An 18,932-nucleotide genomic window follows, 5' to 3' on the forward strand; every position below is an offset into this window, starting at 1 on the left:
CTAAGTATCTGGTGGCAATCACACGCTTCAAAGCAGAATGTTGTCAGAAAGGCCTGCTGTTGAAAGGTCGGCGGATCTCACCGGATGAGGTGGTTAACGAGTTCCAGGTCGCCCGGGCAACACTGGAGCTGGCTCGCTTTATGGAAGAATGTTGTTTGAAGGGCCTGCCGTTAAAGGGCCGACAGGTCACACCGGAAGCGGTGGTCAGGGCCTTCCCGGATAGTCTGCCAGGCAAACTGGGGATCGCGCGCTTTATGGAACAATGTTGTCTGAGAGGTTTGCCGTTGAATAGCCAGCAGGTGACACCGGACGACGTGGTTAAGGCTTTCCCGGAGAATCCGGAAGGCAAACTGGGAAAAGCACGCTTCATAGCGGAATGCTGCCTGAAGGGCCTGATATTGAATGGCCAACGGGTCTCACCGGATGCCGTGGTCAGGCATTATCAGGCAGCCAGAGCAACCCTGGAAATAGCGCGCTTCAAAGCAGAATGCTGCCTGCAAGGCTTGCTGTTGAAGGGCCAGCAGGTCACACCGGCTATGGTGGTTAAGGATTTCCCGGACAGTGTGCAAGGCAAACTGGGTATTGCACGCTTCAAAGCGGAATGCTGCCTGAGAGACCTTGCACTGCTTGGCCAACAGGTCACACCCGACGAAGTGGTTAAGGATTTCCCGGACAGTCCGCTTGGTAAACTGGGTATTGCACGCTTCAAAGCGGAATGCTGTCTGAGGGGTCTGGTGTTGTATGGCCAGCAGGTCACAGCGGATGCCGTGGTTAACGATTATCAGGCTGCCAATGCGACACTGGAGCTAGCACACTTCAAAGCAGAATGCTGCCTGAAAGGCCTGCTGTTGAAAGGCAGGCACGTGACATCGGATGAGGTGGTTAAGGGTTTCCCGGATAATCCGGAAGGCAGACTGGGGCTGGCGCATTTTATGGAACGATGCTGCCTGAAGGGCATGGCATTAAATGGCCAGCAGATCACACCGGACACGGTGGTTAAGAGGTTCCCAAACAGCCCGGAAGGCAGACTGGGGACATTACGCTTCAGCGAACAATGTTGCCTGAAGGGCCTGGCGTTGCCGAACCGGCAGGCCACACCGGATGTGGTGGCCAAGAATTATCAGGGGGCCGGGGCAACACTGGAGCTGGCGCGCTTTAAAGCAGAATGTTGCCTGAGGGGACTGGTGCTGAACGGCCAGCAAGTCACAACGGATGCGGTGGTTAAGGGTTATCAGGCAGCCGGGGCAACACTGGAGCTGGCACGCTTTAAAGAGGAATGTTGCCTGAGAGGTCTGGTGTTGAATGGCCAGCAGGTCACACCGGATGCGGTGGTGAAGGATTTCCCGGATACCCGGGAAGGCAGACTGGGGATAGCGCGCTTTAAGGAACAATGTTGCCTGAGGGCCCTGGCGTTGAATCACCGGCAGGTCACACCGGATGAGGTGGTCAGGGGTTTCAGGGCGGCCAGGGCACCTCTGGCGCAGGCACGCTTTAAAATGGAATGTTGCCTGAGGGGACTGGCGGTTAATGGCCAGCAGGTCACACCGGATGCAGTGGTTAAGGATTTTCCGGAAAGTTCGGACGGCAAACTGGGAATAGTACGCTTCAAGGATCAATGTTGTCTGAGGGGCCTGGCGTTCAATGGTCAGCAGGTTACACCGGAGGCGGTGGTTAAGGATTATGAACGCAGTGGCTGGTTGCTCGAAAAAGCGGTTTTTTATTCTCAGCTGGCATTGAATGCAAGAGAATTGAATAGCGCCTGTCTGGATAATCGGAAAGTACTGGCAGCGTTTAATGAAGCACCCGGCGATCAGTCTGCAAAGCAAATCAGGTATTTGATTCAAAAGCTGAAACAATCTCAAAAGTACGAGGAAACCAGCGAAGCTCAGGAGACACTGCAAGAGGCCTGGCAAATCCTGAACAGCGTATCGGTCAAAGACGATGAGCATGATCGACTGGAATGTCTATTGAAATTCATGGCTATGCAGCATGGGCTGTCAATTGATCATCAGGTGGTGTCAGCGCAACAGGTATTGCAATCCATCACAGGCCTGAGGCGCTCATTCAAGAATTCACGTATACATTTTTTCTTTCTGGCACACTGCTATATCACCAGCCAGTCTATTAATGGACAAGCCATCCATAAGGAACAGGTTCTGAATTGCCTTCAGCATTTTCCGGAAGGAAGCAAACGGCGTCATGCGTTGGTCTCCTGGTTTGAACAACGCAACTGCGAAGTTCATAAAGCCAGGATAATTGACAGTTTGCTGTATAAACGGGCAAATACCGTTGCCTCAGGGAGCAGTCCCCAAAGACACGCAGCCTCTGCCAGTCAACACAAAGCGGCGGTTCCCGTGAAGTATCCCGTAGCAACAGCAGACGGACCGGGCTTCCCGGAAAGGCAGGCTTCCCGGTTAAATGTGCTGATACTGAATACACTGGAGATCATCCAGGAAATCAATGACGCCTGTGACGTTCCCGCCATACTGGTGACCGGTTCATACGCGCGTTGTTTACAGAACCTCTGCTCCTCATTCAATGATATTGACATTATTTGCACGACAGATGAGTCGGCCAGAACCCTCTTTGAAAAGCTGCAGGTACTTAACACCGACAGGGATTCAGAAATCCCCAAGAGCATGACCATCAGCCGGGCTCCCGGATGCCCGGCGATCAAACTCCCGACAGCTTACAATATTCAGCTTAAAGACGGTGATCTGGGTATGAAAGTAATGGACCTTCAGGTCAGTGTTAACGCCCTGGTAACAGACAGAAATACAGCACGATTGGCCATTGACGTTCCAGGCGTGAACAGGCCGGTGTGGTGTTTGTCGTTTGCTGAAGAAACCGGATTACTGAACAATACGCTGGCATACCTTGCCGATAACCTTGAGCTGCTGACAGATCGGTTGCAAAGAAGAGAGATATCTTCCATACCACGAACCATTCTGTTTAATTTTCCACAAAACCCGGAGGAGCATATTTATGGCCTGCTGATGCGCTCCCTGCTCACCCTGAATAAAGCCAGGCAGTTCATCGCTCTGCACCGTGAAAACAAGCCCGGAAAACCTGACTGCCAGACTCACCAGCGGCAAAAACAACAACAGCGCCTGCAAGTGCTGACGGAGAATCTTCAAGTGAAATTGAAGAGCCATATTTACCGTCAAGCGTTTGAGCACAGAGTTAACAGCTGGTTATTGACAGCTGTGCATGAGAGTGATTTTGAGATCAAAAGAAAGGACTTTGTCACAACACTGCTTGCGATGATTCAGCCTGAATCAAGGCCATCGCCGGGGTAAGCTTGCATAAAATGATAAGCACCCCTAAAAAAGAAGTATGCACTGAGTTTTCCAACACCTTGAGAAATCACAACAATCACTGCCATTGAGAGGTTGCAAAATAAGATGCTTGTATCCGCTGCTGCCCATCACAATAGACGACTTATTGATTATAAAAAAGCCCCGAAAAACCATCATAACAAAAGAAAACAGCAACAGGAAAACAACCATCCCTCGAAAAAGGTCAGGCTGTATACTGTCCGGATAAATCATCAGGGGCGCATTAAACAGACGGGATTAAAAAAGAAACTACCGGAATATCAGGTGGCTATGGCAAAAAGTCAGCCTGTTCACCAAAACTCACAGATACGTAAACAGCAGATTGATTCAAAGCAGAGCACTGAAAGTCATTCAATTCCCACAATACTGAATAGAGTACTGGATGATATTCGTAAAATGGATATTGAGTATGCTTTAGGTCCTGATAAATCCGCTCAAATGCCAAAGCATAAGAGATTATCCATTCACGGTAATATCACCTGTGTTGAAAAGATTTATCAACATTTACTGGTACCGAAGATTCATCACTTGATACAGGAATCTTCCCCAATTAATGACGTAAAACAACGGCAGACCCAATACGCCATGCAAATAGCAGAGTTAGTCAAAACCTACAAAGTAGCCCAATGTGATGAGATGACGCATTTAATGGCTTCCTGCTGTCTGGAAAATCCCACCATCACCCTGTTTAAAATGGTTATCAACTTTTTTTTTGCGAGAACCGGATCAAAGAAAGGAAAATTGGATAGATCCACCACTCATGTCTGTTTGATGGTATGCCCAAAACTTTCAGGTGATAGTGTGCAGATGCAAAGCCAATGGTATGAAGCGGGATACAAACATACCTATAGTGATCTGTATGGTGCTGACGGGAGCTACCATAAGCCGCCCTATATGGCGACTTCTGATCTTTACATTGCGGATCCGTGTCAGTATGAATATTGGCCAGGAAGCCAGTGGCAACAATTTATCAGCAGTATTGCCGATCAATATCTCACACCAACGGGTAAAGATTTTAAAAAAATAAAGGTACAAATAACGCGCTATCACTCAGAAACTGCCGTTAACGAGCTACCGGCCACAGATATACAGACAGTGCCAGTTAACAGGGCTAGCACAGACTATTCAGCCATACCCGCCTATTTTTATCTTGAAGAATTTGTAAACAAATTAAGGAAAAAAGTTCAGGGAGAAAAACAACGGGCTATTGAGATCACCAAGAAAAGACTGGTAAGGAATGCTGTAAAGATCCCGGCTTTTGACACCGTAAAATCAAAACACAGGAAAAAATGGTCAACCCATTTAATACGTGTTCTGGCCTGGAAAATGAACCTTGATGTTAACGTTCTGTGCCGTGAAGATCTGGCTATTATTAATCCAAAATCAGAGGACTACTATCAATATATAATTGACTTTTTAGGCAAATCAATAATCGAATCATCAAAACATATTAACAATATGACCAACAGCTTTAACAAGTATGGATTTCCATTTCCTGAACCATGCCGCCGATGTTTTTTACCATCAAAAAAATGGCTACCGGGCCATATCAGGCATCTGCTTAGAGTGGCCAAACCTGAACGATCATTGTCGGACGGCGAACTGATTAAAGTATTGAGAGTACTGAATCCTGTGGAACTACAAGATACCTATTTACGCTATTTACATGAGTATTTGCAAAATAAGCTGGTTGACAACCCGGGCCCCCGAGTACTGGAAAATGCCCTGAGCAGTATTAAAGATGGGCCCCACCCCATCCCCCTCCCCGCCATTGCGGGATTCACCAACTGGAATATATTGACATTACGAAAACTGGCTGATTTGTGTGTAGAAAAGTTTGGCGGCATCTCGGCAAAAACGGTTACTGCCTACCCTTCTGTTAGCAAAAGAGAAGTGATACCAACCTCACACGATGAGTTTACCGCCTGGTTTCTCCACAGACTTACCAATAATCAATTTAATTTCAATAATTTCGATGGCAAGCTAAAGACTGCAAACCTGATTATTCATATCCCCCCGATAGAAGGTATCACATTTAACCCCGTTCCAAAGAGGGCTGACTGGATATTGTACTATGTCTATCAATACGGTTTTGACAAAAAAGAGATTTTCCATCAGACCTCTTCGACAACACTCTATCAAATGCTGAAACGCATTACCTCACGGGAAAAGCATTCAGAATTATACGATAGATTATTGTATCTCAGCTCAACATGGAGTGACCTCAAAGCCAGCAGCTATTTGACCACCTTGAGAGCACATAACATCAAACTGCCCGATGATTTAATGTATTGTACAGCCAAAAGCAGGATGATTAAGATGCATGCAAGGGCAGAAAAACTGAAGGAATCAGGCTGGCTGGCAGGGGATATAGACCTGTCACAGCATCAAACATCAAAGCATAAAAACGGTTTCTAGCGCTTTGAAACATCATAACAATTGCTGCCATTAAGAGGTTAAATCATAGTATGCATGTATCCACTGCCGCTCATCAAAACATACGGCTTACGGGTTATCAAAAGCCGCCGGAGAACCGTCAAAAGAAAAGAACACAGCAACAGGATAAAAACAACCCCTTAAAAAAGATCAAATTGGAAACCACCCGGATTAATCATCAGGAGCATGATAATCAGACGAGAGATCAAAAGAAACTACCGAAATACCAGGTTGCTATAGCAAAAGGTCAGCCTATTCACCAAAACTCTCAGAAAAGTAAACTGCAAGTTGATTCCAAGCAGAGCGCTGAAACTCATTCAATCCCCACAATACTGAATAGAATACTGGACGATATTCGCAAAATGGATATTGAGTATGCCATAAGCTCTGATAAATCCGCTCAAATGCCAGAGCATAAAAGATTACCCATTCACGGCAATTTCACCTGTATTGGAATGATTTATGAGCATTTACTGGTACCAAAGATTCATCATTTGATACAAGAACTCTCTCCTGTTAATGACTTGAAACAACATCAGGCTAAATACGCCAGGCACATAGCAGAGTTAGTCAAAACCTACAAAGTAGCCCAATGTGATGAGATGACTCATTTAATGGCTTCCTGTTGCCTGGAAAATCCGGACATCAGCCTGTTCAAAATGGTTGTCAGCTTTTTTAGTGCAAGAGCCATAGCAAAGAAAGGAAGGATGCAAAGATCCTCCACACATGTATGTTTGCTGGTATGCCCACGTCTTTCAGGTGATAGTGTGCAGATGCAAAGCCAATGGTATGAAGCTGAACACAAACATGCTCATAGTGATCTGCATTGTGCTGACGGGAGCTATCATCAGCCATCCTATATGGCTACTTCCGATATTTACATTGCTGATCCGTGTCAGCATGAATTTTGGCCAGGAAGCCAGTGGCAGCAATTTATCAGCAATATTGCCGATCAATATCTCACACCAACAGGTAAAGATTTTAAGAAAATAAAGGTACAAATAACGCCCTATCATTCCGAAGCTGCCGTTATGGAGCTACCGGCGGAAGATGTACAGACAGCGCCAGTTAGCAGTGATACCACAGACTATTCAGCCATGCAGGTCTATTCTTATCTTGAAGAATTTGTAAAGAAACCAATCAATAAACCACGGGCTGCTGATATCACCATGCAAAGACTGATAAGAAATAGTGTAAAGATCCCTTCATTTGAGATCGTAAAATCATCACACAGGAAAAAATGGTCAACAAATCTGATACGAGTTCTGGCCTGGAAAATGAACCTTGATGTTAAAGTTCTGCACCGTACGGATTTAGCCATCATTAATCCAAAATCAGAGGACTACTATCAATATATGATTGACTTTTTAGGTAAATCAACCATCGAATCATCAATGGATGTTATCAAAATGACCAAAAGCTTTAACAACCATGGGTTTCCATTTCCTGAACCATGCAGTCGATATTTTTTACCATCGGAGGAGTGGCTGCCAGGCCATATCAGGCATTTGATCAGACTAGCCAAACCTGAACGATCATTTTCGGACTACCAACTGATTAAAGTATTGAAAGTACTGAATCCTGTGGAACTACAAGATACCTATTTACGCTATCTACATGAGTATTTGCAGAATAAGCTGGTTAAAAACCAGGGCCCCCGGGTACTGGAAAATGCCATCGGCTACATTAGGCGGGGAAAAATCCCTCCCCCTGCCATTCAAGGAATGACCAGCTGGAATATATTGACATTACGAAAACTGGCTGATTTATGTGTAAAAAAGTTTGGCGGCATCTCCGCAAAAATGGTTGTTCCCGATCCTTCTGCTGGCAAAAAAGAAGTTATACCAACCTCACCCAATAAGTTTGCCCACTGGTTTCTCAACAAACTTACTAACTGCCAATTTGATTTCAATAGATTCAATGGCAGCCTGAAGACTGCAAACCGGATTGTTAACATCACTCCGATAGAAGGTATTACATTTGATCCCGTACCGCAGAAGGCAGACTGGATGTTGTACTATATCTATCAGTTCGGTTTTGACAAAAAAGAGATTTACTACCAAGCCTCTTCAACAACACTCTATCAATTGTTGAAACGCATTACCTCACCAGAAAAGCACACAGAATTATACGATAGATTACTGTATCTCAGTTCAACATGCAGTGGTCTTCACACCCACCATTATTGGAAAAAATTGAAAGAACACAACATCAAACTACCCGATGATTTAATGAATTACACAGTCAAGAGCCGGATAATTGAGATGCAAGCAAGAGCGGAAAAACTGAAGGAGTCTGGCTGGCTGACAGCGAATATAGACCTGTCGTACCATAAAAAATCAAAACATAAAAAAGTTTTCTAACACCTGGAGAAATCATAACAACCGCTGTCAGTAACAGGTTAAATCATAATATGCTTGTATCCACTGCTACCCATCAAAACACACGGCTTATGAATTATCAAAAGCCCCCAAAAAACCGTCAAAATAAAAGGAATCAGCAACAGGATAACAACAATCCCCCGAAAAAGGTCAGGCTGGACACTACCCGAATGAATCATCAGGGGCGTGTTAAACAGACGAGAGTTCAAAAGAAACTACCAGAATACCAGGTTACTATGGCAAAACGTCAGCCTGTTCACCAAAACTCTCAAAAAAGTAAACTACGGATTGACAAAAATCAGAGCACTGAAAGTCATTCAATTCCCACAATACTGAGTAAAGTACTGGAAGATATTCGTAAAATGGATATTGAGTATGCCATAAGCTCTGATAAATCCGCTCAAATGCCAGAGCATAAAAGGTTATCTATTCACGGCAATTTCACCTGTGTTGAAACAATTTATAAGTATTTACTGGTACCAAAGATTCATCACTTGATACGAGAACTTGCTCATGTTACTGATTTGCAACAACAGCAGACCAAATATGCCATGCACATAGCAGAACTAGTCAAAACCTACAAAGTAGCCCAATGTGATGAGTTGACCCATTTAATGGCTTCCTGCTGCCTGAAAAACCCGTCCATCAGCCTGTTCAAAATGGTTATCAGCTTTTTTTTTGTCAGAAACGGAGCAAAAAAAGGAGTTGTCGAAGGAACCACCACTCATGTATGTTTGATGGTATGCCCACGTCTTTCTGGTGAAAGTGTGCAGACACAAAGCCAATGGTATGAAGCTAAACACCGAGCTATTCGTAGTGATCTGCATTGTGCAGACGGGAGCTATCATCAGCCACCCTATATGGCTGCTTCCGATATTTACATTGCTGATCCGTGTCAGCATGCATATTGGCCAGGAAACCAGTGGCAACAATTTATCAGCAATATTGCCGATCAATATCTATCACCAACGGGTAAAGATTTTAAGAAAATAAAGGTACAAATAACCCCCTATCATTCGGAAACTGCCGTTAAGGTTCTACCGGCCGTAGATATACAGGCAGTACCAGTTAACAGGGATACCACAGACTATTCAGCCATACCGGCCTATTTTTATCTTGCAGAGTTCGTAAATAAACAACAGGCTACTGAGATCACCAGGCAAAAACTGATAAAAAATAAAGTAAAGATCCCTTCATTCAACACCGTAAAATCAGCATACAGGAAAGCATGGTCAATACGTTTAATACGAGTTATGGCCTGGAAAATGAAACTTGATAGTAAAGTTCTGTACTGTCAGGATTTAGCCATCATTAATCCAAAATCAGAGGACTACTATCAATATATGATTGACTTGTTAGCTAAATCAACAGTCGAATCATCAAATCATGTTGCCAATATGACCGACAGCTTTAACAGCCAGGGTTTTCCATTTCCTGAACCATGCAGTCGATATTTTTTACCATCAGAAAAGTGGCTGCCAGGCCATATCAGGCATCTGCTCAAAGTAGCCAAACCTGAACGACCATTGCCGGACTGGGAATTCATTAAAATATTGAGAGTACTGAATCCTGTGGAATCACAAGATACCTATTTACGCTATCTACATGAGTATTTGCAAAGTAGGCTGGTTAAAAACCAGGGGCCTCGAATACTGCAAAATGCCTTCAGCACCATTAAAAAGGCTAACATCCCCCTCCCGGCCATTAACGGACTCACCCGCTGGAATATATTTACATTACGAAAACTGGCTGATTTATGTGTCGAAAAGTTTGGCGGCATCTCAATAAAAATGGTTACTCCCGGTACTTCCGTTGACAAAAAAGAAATTATACCAACCTCACCCAGGGAGTTTGCCACCTGGTTTCTCCATAGACTTACCAGATATCAGTTTAATTTCAGTAATTTTGATGGCAGGCTAAAGCGTGCAAACCAGATTGTTAACATCAGTCCAATAGAAGGTATCACATTTAACCCCGTACCACAGAAGGCAGACTGGATGCTGTACTATATCTACCATTACGGCTTTGACAAAAAAGAGATTTACAATCAGGCATCGACCAGAACAATCTATCAAATGTTGAAACGCATTACCTCCCGGAAAAAGCATTCAGAATTATACGATAAATTATTGTATGTCTGCTCAACAGGTTTTAGTCTTCAATCGCTCACTGCTATCAGGAGCCTGAAAGAACACAACTTTAAAATACCCGATGATTTAATGGATTACACAGTCAAAGAGCAGGTGACTGAGATGCATGCAAGAGCGAAAAAACTGAAGGAATCTGGCTGGCTGGCAGCGGATACAGACCTGTCACACCATAAAAAAATAAAACATAAAAAAGTTTTCTAATGCCTTGAGAGATCACAACACCACTGCCATTAACAGGTTAAATCATAATATGCTGGTATCCACTGCTACCCATCACCACACACGGCTTATGGATGATCAAAAGCCCCAGAAAAACCGTCAAAATAAAAGAAAACAGCAACAGGATAACAACAATCCCTCGAAAAAGATCAGACTGGACACCACCCGGATTAATCATCAGGGGCGTGTTAAACAGAAAAGCGTTCAAAAGAAACTACCGGAATATCAGGTTGCCATGGCAAAAGGCCAGCCTGTTTACCAAAACTCTCAGAAAAGTAAACTGCAGATTGATGCAAAGCAGAGCGCTGAAAGTCATTCAATCCCCACAATACTGAGTAAAGTACTGGATGACATTGGTAAAATGGATATTGAGTATGTCATAACCTCTGATAAATCCGCTCAAATGCCAGAGCATAAAAGATTACCCATTCACGGTAATTTCATCTGTCTTGAAAACATTTATAAGTATTTACTGGTACCGAAGATTCATCACTTGATACAAGAACTTTCCCCTATTAATGACTTGACACAACAGCAGACCAAATATGCCATGCAAATAGCAGAGTTAGTCAAAACCTACAAAGTGGCCCAATGTGATGAGATGACCCATTTAATGGCTTCCTGCTGCCTGGAAAACCCGACCATCAGCCTGTTCAAAATGGTTATCAGCTTTCTTTGTGTAAGAACCGGACCAAAGAAAGGTAATGATGGAACCACCACCCATGTATGTTTGATGGTATGCCCAAGTCTTTCAGGTGATAGTGTACAGACGCAAAGCCAATGGTATGAAGCTAAACACCATTATATGCATAGTGATCTGCATTGTGCTGACGGGAGCTATCATCAGCCATCTTATCTGGCTGCTTCCGATATTTACATTGCTGATCCATGTCAGCATGAATATTGGCCAGGCAGCCAGTGGCAGCAATATATCAGCACTATAGCTGACCAATATCTATCAACAACCGGTAAAGATTATAAGAAGATAAATGTAAAAATAACGCCCTATCATTCACAAACTGCCGTTAAGGCACTACCGGCCGCCGATATACAGGCAGTGCCCGTTAACAGGGATACCACAGACTATTCAGCCATACCTGCCTATTTTTATCTTGCAGAGTTCGTAAGTAAACAACAGGATACTGAGATCACCAGGCAAAGACTGGTAAGAAATAATGTAAAGATCCCGTCATTTAACACTGTAAAATCAACACACAGAAAAGCATGGTCAACCAGTCTGATACAAGTTCTGGCCTGGAAAATGAACCTTGATGTAAAAGTTCTTTACCTTGAAGATTTAGCCATCATTAATCCAAAATCAGAGGACTACTATCAATATTTGATTGACTTTTTAGGTAAATCAACCATCGAATCATCAAACCATGTTACCAATATGACCCGCCGCTTTATCAAGCATGTATTTCCATTTCCCGAACCATGCAAAAGATATTTTTTACCTTACAAAAAATGGCTTCCTGCCCATATCAGGCATCTGCATAGAGTCGCCAAACCGGAACGACCATTTTCAGACTGGGAACTCATTAAAGTCATGCGAGTACTGAATCCTGCGGAATCACAAGATACCTATTTACGCTATCTGCATGAGTATTTGCAAAATAAGCTGGTTAAAAACCAGGGCTCCCGAGTACTGGAAAGTGCCTTGATTAGCATTAAAGAAGGGACTCCCCCCCTCCCCCTCCCTGCCATTGAAGGAATCACCCGCTGGAATATATTGACATTACGAAAACTGGCTGATTTATGTGTCGATAAGTTTGGCGGCACCTGGGCAAATACGGTTACTCCCTATCCTGCCGTTGGCAAAAAAAATGTTATACCAGCCTTACCCAGGGAGTTTCACGCCTGGTTTCTCAATAGACTTACCAGATATCAGTTTAATTTCAAAAATTTCGATAGCAGGCTAAAGAATGCAAACCTGATTGTTAACATAAGTCCAATAGAAGGAATCACGTTTAACTCCGTACCACAGAAGGCAGACTGGATGTTGTACTATGTCTATCATTACGGCTTTAACAAAAAAGAGATTTACCATCAGGCTCCTACAAGTACAATCTATCAAATGCTGAAACGCATTACCTCACGGAAAAAGCATTCAGAATTATACGACAAATTATTGTATGTCGGCTCAACAGGTTGTGCTCTTCGATCTTTCAGTTTTATCAGTAGCCTGAAAAAACACAACATCAAACTACCCGATGATCTGATGGATTACGCATTTAAAGACCAAATGGTTGAGATGCATGCAAGAGCGGAAAAGCTGAAGGAATCTGGCTGGCTGGCAGCCGATACAGACTTAGCGCACCATAGAATATCAAGACATAAAAAATAAGAGCACGCCATAAGGCAACAGCCTGATGGCCGGTGACACCAATAATTCGGTATATGTTGGTATTGAAAATTGCTCTCAAACATCCGTTAATCGGCACTCGTAGCAACATAACAAGCAATTGATATCTGAGGGTACACTTGAACGAAATACTATTGATTGGCCAGCTGTTGTTATTTTACGGCATGGTCATTTTAACTTACCGCCTGTTCGGCAAAATGGGGCTCCTCTGTTACACCGTGCTGGCCATCGTGGCCGCTAATATTGAAGTACTGGTGCAGATCAATGCCTTCGGCATGGAGATGACCCTGGGGAATATCATGTTTGCCTCCACCTTCCTGGTGACCGATATCCTCAGTGAGGTGGGTGGTAAAAAATGGTCTGACTACGCAGTCAATGTCGGCTTCTTTACCTCGGCACTGTTTATTGCCATTTCCCAGAGCTGGCTGTATTTCATGCCCAATTCCCTGGATTTTGCCATGCCGCATATTCAGGCCATCTTCAGCAACACGCCTCGCCTGATGATTACCGGCCTGCTGGTTTATGCCATTACACAGCGCTTTGATGTGTGGCTTTACCACAAAATCTGGCACTGGACCGGGCTTACCGAGAATTATCTGTGGCTGCGCAACAATGTGTCCACCATGATTTCCCAGTTCCTGAATGCGGTTCTGTTTACTTTCGGAGCGTTTTACGGGGTGTTCCCGGTGCCGGACCTGCTCAGTATCATCATCACCAGCTATGGTATCTTTGTGGTGACCAGCCTGTGTGATACTCCTGCCGTGTATCTGTGCAGAAAAATCAAGGTCAGGGAAATATGGGAACGTACATGAAAGTCATTATTACCGGAGCCAGTGCCGGTATTGGCCTGGCGGTTTGTCAGCGTTTTCTGCAAGATGAGCGCATCACCGTGGTGGGTATCGATGTTAATCCCGGCGAACTGGTTAACGACCGTTATCACCATTTTTCAGCCGATGTGGCCAACCCGGAATCGCTCCCAGACATTAAGGGCGTAACACATCTGATCAACAACGCCGGGGTGCAAAACACCACACAGGACATCGCCATCAATTTAGGCGGGGTGATGAACTGTACCAGGCTGTACGGCCTGCAGCCGGCGATTCAAGCCATTGTCAATGTTGCCTCCGCCAGTGCTCATTCCGGTGCTGAATTTCCAGAGTATGTTGCCTCCAAAGGCGGTGTTGTCGCCTACACTAAATGGACTGCGCTGCAGGTTGCTCAATACGGTGCCACCTGCAACAGTATTTCCCCGGGAGGCGTGCTTACCGAACTGAACAGACCGGTCATGGACGATCCGGAAAAATGGCAGGCCATCATGAACGAAACGCTACTGCCAAAATGGGCCAGTTCTGAAGAAATAGCACAGTGGGTTTACTTTATGGCGATCATCAATCGCAGTATGACCGCACAGGATATTCTGGTGGATAACGGCGAGATGGCGAAGGCTAACTTTGTCTGGTGATCGATACCAGAGATAGTTGAGTGCCCCGGGTCAGAACTCGAAAGGAATTGGCTGCTGGCGATATTCACAATAATGTCATGGGTAAAGTTTATCCTGATTTACACGATATAAGGACTCCACTCTTGAAGACTGAAAAAGATTGAGTTCGCTAGCGCTCCCAAAAAACAACAGCAACGAAGCGTGTTTCAGTATTTCACTGCAAAGGAATTGCAACCATGAAAAAGCACCTTTTTCTACTACCCGGCCTCAAAACTGCCAGCGAACTTTCCGAACAACTGGAAAGGGCTGGCATTGATCACAACCGTATTCGTATCGCTCACCAGGATCATTTATGTGACACAAACTACCACTTTCACCATCTCAACCTGCTGAAAAAAAACGACACCATTCATAGTGGTGCTATAGAATTCAAGGTTGGTGTCATTCTGGCAGCGACGGTTGGATTCTTTACCTACAACCTTTGGGAAGGTCATCCTGCCGGCGGTATTGGCACCGTCTTCGCCTGCCTGATCGCCCTTGGCGTCCCTGCCTGGCTCGGCGGGATGATCGGAGCCTCGAGTGATAATGGTCGTCTGCAGCCCTGTCATGACCATATTCAGCAAGGTGGCGCGGTAGTTATGGTCAATATCAAAACCCCAATAGAATGGGAAAGAATGAACGAAACCGTATCAAATTATGCACCCGCAAGAGCTGCCGGTGTGGCCTGTGGACTTAAAAACCCTTTTTCGGGACAACTTTTTCCAGGAAGATCCCTACGATAAATCGTCGTGTTCTTCATCAGCGGGCAAATAAGGAGAAGATCAATGACCCTTAAAGAACTGAAAAAAGCCTTCAAAGAAAACCCTCTGCCTGTGGAGCTGCTGAGTCAGGAAGGAGATATCTATTTATGCCGGGTGGACGGTAAGCACCTGCTGAGTAATCACGATGCCACCCCCACTATTTTCCATAGCATTAGTGAGGCAAAAGAGATCCTTGGGGATGATATTGCTCATCACTTGCAGCTGGTTTATTCCGAAACCTATGATGAAATGATCCATCCTGAAAACCCGGCCAAATCGTCAAGATGATCGTAAGGCAGCGCCCGGACCTTGATGGTCGACACGTCAAACAGCCCGGAGCTGACAGCTCCCTGATGCACACTTTCCATCAGGGCCTCTGGACTGACAATTGCTTCCAGTGGCCGCGAGTATTCGATAATACAGTGTGGCACGCAAAACCTCCCTGCAAATGGCACAAGGCCGTGATCAGCCCAACTTCTGTTTAGATGCCCAGATTGCCAGTTTGTGCTTCATGGTCACCTGGGATACCTGATCCTCTGGCAGAGGCTGGATCAGGTTATCATGGACCAGCAGCCGGTATATATATTCGATTTTCTCACTGGCAGAATCGGTCGCCTCAAATTCCACAACCCCCCGCTTCTCACCATACTTCATGCCATATTCAATGGCCTTCTTTACCAGCTCTTTTTCATTCTTCAGTTTCTTCATTGGTGCCTCATTCAATCCAGTGATGTATTAGCACATTAGCTTTTATAAACCATTAATGGCAAATCAGGAGACTGACCAACAACACGATTTCGGCGCACGGCTTATACTGCAATTCCCAAACGCATCAGCCTGTCATGCGCTATTCCCAACGGTTATTACCAAAAGCGCTATTCCCTAGCGGGTTCAAATAAGGTAAAAGTGCCTTATGAGAACCCCGAAACGAATCCAACCCCTGGTTGATGAAGGACTGGTGGATGAAGTACTCCGCCAGCTAATGAGTGGTAAAGAAGCCGATGTCTATGTGGTGCGCTGTGGCAATGATATCCGCTGCGCCAAGGTTTATAAGGAAGCGGCAAAACGCAGCTTTAAAAAGGCCGTCCAGTATCAGGAAGGTCGCAAAGAGCGCAACAGTCGCAGGCAGCGAGCCATCGAGAAAGGCTCCAGATATGGCCGGAAACAGCAGGAAAAGACCTGGCAGAGTGCCGAGGTTGACGCCCTGTTCCGCCTGGCCAGAGCGGGCGTAAGAGTCCCACAGCCATATATCTGCCTGGATGGCGTACTGTTGATGGAACTGGTGACGGATGATGAAGGCCAGGTTGCCCCGCGCCTGGGTGAAGTGACCATGTCCGCCGAACAGGCCCGTGAAGACCACGCCACCATGATGCATTATGTCATGCTGATGCTCTGCGCCGGCCTGGTTCATGGCGATCTGTCGGAATTCAATGTTCTGGTGGATGACTACGGCCCGGTGATTATTGACCTGCCCCAGGCCGTGGATGCCTCGGCCAACAATCATGCCCGCTCGATGCTGGCCAGGGATATCAACAACATCACGGAGTACTATGGACAGTTTGCACCGGACCTGTTGAACAGCCAATATGCCAAAGAGATGTGGGCACTTTATGAAGATGGCGAACTGACCCCGGAAACCGAACTGACCGGCCTGTTCACCGAAGCGGAGCAAACCGCCGATGTGGACTCAGTGCTGGCCGAAATAAAAGCGGTTCTGGCTGAGGAACAGAAACGGCAGGAACGTCTGCGAGAGTCTGATAATCCTGATGCCTGACTGAGACGGAAGCCAGCCCTACTGGTCAGGTAGGGCTGGCCCGATCAAAACAACGCTCAGGCCTGGTTGTTGCAGTGACAATCGATTAGTTGCTTCATTTAACTGGCGGCATGTTGATGATGTTACTGAATATCTGATTAGCCCTTTGAAAACAGGTTTCAAGGAAATATCAACAATGATACAAATAATATCATTTTTAAAAACATAACCCCCTGTAATTACGACAAAGATAACATTGTTTTTAATTGATTATTATTTGACCTCTGTCAATCTTTCCAGTTGATTTAATAAATACAATCAGAATCAGAACTTTTATCTCAGTAATGGTTATTTTTCTTACAGGTCTATTTTGAAAACCATGGTAGAGAACATATGCAGGAAATATTGATAACAGGAAACAATTGAAAAAACACCTTCATATTGTTTTGAAAAATAGTGACAGATGGTATCACCATCTGAAAAACAGGCAGACAAAATCCTTTGCAAGGATTAACGAACAGCAATGCCCTGTGCTACTTACTTTTTTTTTTCCTTGCCGTGGAAAATCGTTTGTTTATTGCTGTTATTTGTTTTTCATTTCTTTATTTAACAGTGGTGCAAGCTGTTTTATTTTGACATTGATATTTGGAAAACAAATAAAGCATTCGGTTAGTGACAGAAATTATAAACTTGGCTTTAAGTGAGGCATCAATGGCAACTGGTACGAATCGTGGCTGGGTCGTAGTGACGGCTGGCCTGGCGATTAACTTAATGTTCGGCAGTCTTTATACGTGGAGTATCTTCTCCGAGAATTTTATCAACACTCAGGGCTGGACCGCTTCTCAGGCATCCACACCCTACGCAGCGGCCATTGCCGCGTTTGCGCTGGTCATGCTGGTAGGTGGTAAGCTGCAGGATCGCCTGGGGCCGCGCGTAGTGATTACCATCGCAGGTCTGTGCACTGCGGCAGGTATGTTCCTGTGCAGTGCCATGCCCACCGAAACCGGCGTGATCCTGGGTTTTGGTGTTCTCAATGGTGCAGGCATCGGTCTGGGTTATTCGGCAACAGCTCCGGCAGCGGTGAAATGGTTCAAGCCTGAGCAAAAAGGATTAATTGTCGGTCTGGTTGTCACCGGCTTTGGTTTGGCACCGCTGTATGCGGCGCCGCTGGCCAAATACCTGATCGCAGAATATGGCCTGTTTGCCAGCTTTAATATACTGGCGGTGTTCTTCGGTAGTGTGATCGTTACTGGTGCCCAGTTCATGAGCGTTCCGGAAACCACAACAAGCATGGCGACTGCGGATAAAAAGGCCAAAGAGCCCCCGGTTGTTGCTGATGGCCCACAAACCGGTGAGTACAACTGGAAGCAGATGATCAGGACGCCACAGTTTGCCATGTTGTGGCTGATGTTCCTGGCAGGTTCCATGACCGGCCTGATGATGATTGGTCATATTGGTAACATTGCCAAGCTGCAACTGACCGATACATTTAACATTACCCTGCTGGTTCAGGCGTTCTCTGTCGCCAATGCTTTGGGCCGCCCGGGTGCTGGCTTAATCTCTGACAGAATCGGTTGCGCCCGTACCATGAGCATTCTCTACATGTTGCAAGGTGCCGTGCTGTTGATGTTCGGTGGTTTTGATACCTTTAGCATGATCCTGATGGGTTCATTGGTTATCACCTTCGGCTATGGTGCAATGCTGGCAGTATTCCCGTCTGCAACGGCAGACTTCTTCGGTACCCGGAACCTGGGCTTTAACTACGCTATCCTGTTCAGCGCGTGGGGTGTTGCGGGCATGGCCGGTCCGAAACTGGCAGGCTATCTGCTGGACACCACGGGCGGTTATGAGAGCACCTTTATGATCTGTGCCGGAGTAAGTTTTGCCGCGGCTGCCATTGGTCTTATGGTCAAACCACCGAAAAAATCGGCTGATATTGTGGGAGTGCAAGCTGCCCAGGCCGCTTGAGTGTTTTAATAAAGCTCTTGATGGATGTTCTGATCAACAACACCTGAAGTCCAGATAGAGACGCTTGACCACACTTCTCGA

The 18,932-nt window shown here is 45.4% G+C and carries 13 protein-coding genes; 11 read left to right on the plus strand and 2 right to left on the minus strand.

Going from position 1 to position 18,932, the window contains the following annotated elements; all coding sequences use genetic code 11:
* The first annotated feature begins 11 nt into the window (after positions 1-11).
* The 9 genes from O3276_RS04920 (at position 12) to O3276_RS04960 (ending at position 15,418) form a co-directional block, all read left to right on the plus strand.
* Positions 12-3,299: a hypothetical protein gene (locus tag O3276_RS04920; RefSeq protein WP_269674632.1), complete on the plus strand. Its 3,288-nt coding sequence runs from the start codon at positions 12-14 to the stop codon at positions 3,297-3,299.
* A gap of 105 nt (positions 3,300-3,404) precedes the next feature.
* Positions 3,405-5,756 (plus strand): hypothetical protein, encoded by a 2,352-nt coding sequence (locus tag O3276_RS04925; protein WP_269674633.1) that lies wholly within the window; start codon positions 3,405-3,407, stop codon positions 5,754-5,756.
* A gap of 50 nt (positions 5,757-5,806) precedes the next feature.
* Complete coding sequence (locus O3276_RS04930; protein ID WP_269674634.1) at positions 5,807-8,137, plus strand: hypothetical protein; 2,331 nt, start codon at positions 5,807-5,809, stop codon at positions 8,135-8,137.
* A 50-nt stretch (positions 8,138-8,187) separates the two neighbouring features.
* On the plus strand, positions 8,188-10,506 hold the full coding sequence (locus O3276_RS04935; protein ID WP_269674635.1) for a hypothetical protein: 2,319 nt from the start codon (positions 8,188-8,190) through the stop codon (positions 10,504-10,506).
* A gap of 379 nt (positions 10,507-10,885) precedes the next feature.
* A complete protein-coding gene (locus O3276_RS04940; RefSeq protein ID WP_269674636.1) occupies positions 10,886-12,871 on the plus strand; it encodes a hypothetical protein in 1,986 nt (661 codons plus the stop codon).
* A gap of 137 nt (positions 12,872-13,008) precedes the next feature.
* On the plus strand, positions 13,009-13,701 hold the full coding sequence (locus O3276_RS04945) for a queuosine precursor transporter (protein ID WP_269674637.1): 693 nt from the start codon (positions 13,009-13,011) through the stop codon (positions 13,699-13,701).
* Positions 13,698-14,351, plus strand: coding sequence for an SDR family NAD(P)-dependent oxidoreductase (locus tag O3276_RS04950; RefSeq protein ID WP_269674638.1), 654 nt, complete (start codon positions 13,698-13,700; stop codon positions 14,349-14,351). The genes O3276_RS04945 and O3276_RS04950 overlap by 4 nt, the downstream gene beginning before the upstream one ends.
* 215 nt (positions 14,352-14,566) lie before the next feature.
* Positions 14,567-15,112 (plus strand): hypothetical protein, encoded by a 546-nt coding sequence (locus O3276_RS04955; RefSeq protein WP_269674639.1) that lies wholly within the window; start codon positions 14,567-14,569, stop codon positions 15,110-15,112.
* Between the two features lie 42 nt (positions 15,113-15,154).
* Entirely contained in the window at positions 15,155-15,418 is a 264-nt protein-coding gene (locus tag O3276_RS04960; protein WP_269674640.1) for a DUF6482 family protein, read from the plus strand.
* Here O3276_RS04960 and O3276_RS25640 read toward each other — a convergent pair.
* Positions 15,370-15,498: a tautomerase family protein gene (locus O3276_RS25640; RefSeq protein WP_442876590.1), complete on the minus strand. Its 129-nt coding sequence runs from the start codon at positions 15,496-15,498 to the stop codon at positions 15,370-15,372. The genes O3276_RS04960 and O3276_RS25640 overlap by 49 nt on opposite strands.
* A 97-nt stretch (positions 15,499-15,595) precedes the next feature.
* Positions 15,596-15,838, minus strand: a complete 243-nt coding sequence (locus O3276_RS04965) for a DUF5062 family protein (RefSeq protein WP_269674641.1) — start codon at positions 15,836-15,838, stop codon at positions 15,596-15,598.
* A gap of 205 nt (positions 15,839-16,043) precedes the next feature.
* On the opposite strand from O3276_RS04965, the gene O3276_RS04970 reads away from it, so the two are divergent.
* Positions 16,044-16,904: a PA4780 family RIO1-like protein kinase gene (locus tag O3276_RS04970; RefSeq protein WP_269674642.1), complete on the plus strand. Its 861-nt coding sequence runs from the start codon at positions 16,044-16,046 to the stop codon at positions 16,902-16,904.
* 690 nt (positions 16,905-17,594) lie between these two features.
* Entirely contained in the window at positions 17,595-18,851 is a 1,257-nt protein-coding gene (locus tag O3276_RS04975) for an L-lactate MFS transporter (RefSeq protein ID WP_269674643.1), read from the plus strand.
* The last annotated feature ends 81 nt before the right edge of the window (positions 18,852-18,932 follow it).

It is taken from the genome of Endozoicomonas sp. GU-1 (assembly GCF_027366395.1).
Taxonomy (GTDB): domain Bacteria; phylum Pseudomonadota; class Gammaproteobacteria; order Pseudomonadales; family Endozoicomonadaceae; genus Endozoicomonas.

Coding starts and splice junctions, on each gene's coding strand:
- O3276_RS04975 (WP_269674643.1), top strand. CDS start 17,595: ATGGCAACTGGTACGAATCGTGGCTGGGTCGTAGTGACGGCTGGCCTG.
- O3276_RS04940 (WP_269674636.1), top strand. CDS start 10,886: ATGGATATTGAGTATGTCATAACCTCTGATAAATCCGCTCAAATGCCA.
- O3276_RS04970 (WP_269674642.1), top strand. CDS start 16,044: ATGAGAACCCCGAAACGAATCCAACCCCTGGTTGATGAAGGACTGGTG.
- O3276_RS04950 (WP_269674638.1), top strand. CDS start 13,698: ATGAAAGTCATTATTACCGGAGCCAGTGCCGGTATTGGCCTGGCGGTT.
- O3276_RS04965 (WP_269674641.1), bottom strand. CDS start 15,838: ATGAAGAAACTGAAGAATGAAAAAGAGCTGGTAAAGAAGGCCATTGAA.
- O3276_RS04955 (WP_269674639.1), top strand. CDS start 14,567: ATGAAAAAGCACCTTTTTCTACTACCCGGCCTCAAAACTGCCAGCGAA.
- O3276_RS04925 (WP_269674633.1), top strand. CDS start 3,405: ATGCTTGTATCCGCTGCTGCCCATCACAATAGACGACTTATTGATTAT.
- O3276_RS25640 (WP_442876590.1), bottom strand. CDS start 15,498: ATGGAAAGTGTGCATCAGGGAGCTGTCAGCTCCGGGCTGTTTGACGTG.
- O3276_RS04930 (WP_269674634.1), top strand. CDS start 5,807: ATGCATGTATCCACTGCCGCTCATCAAAACATACGGCTTACGGGTTAT.
- O3276_RS04935 (WP_269674635.1), top strand. CDS start 8,188: ATGCTTGTATCCACTGCTACCCATCAAAACACACGGCTTATGAATTAT.
- O3276_RS04960 (WP_269674640.1), top strand. CDS start 15,155: ATGACCCTTAAAGAACTGAAAAAAGCCTTCAAAGAAAACCCTCTGCCT.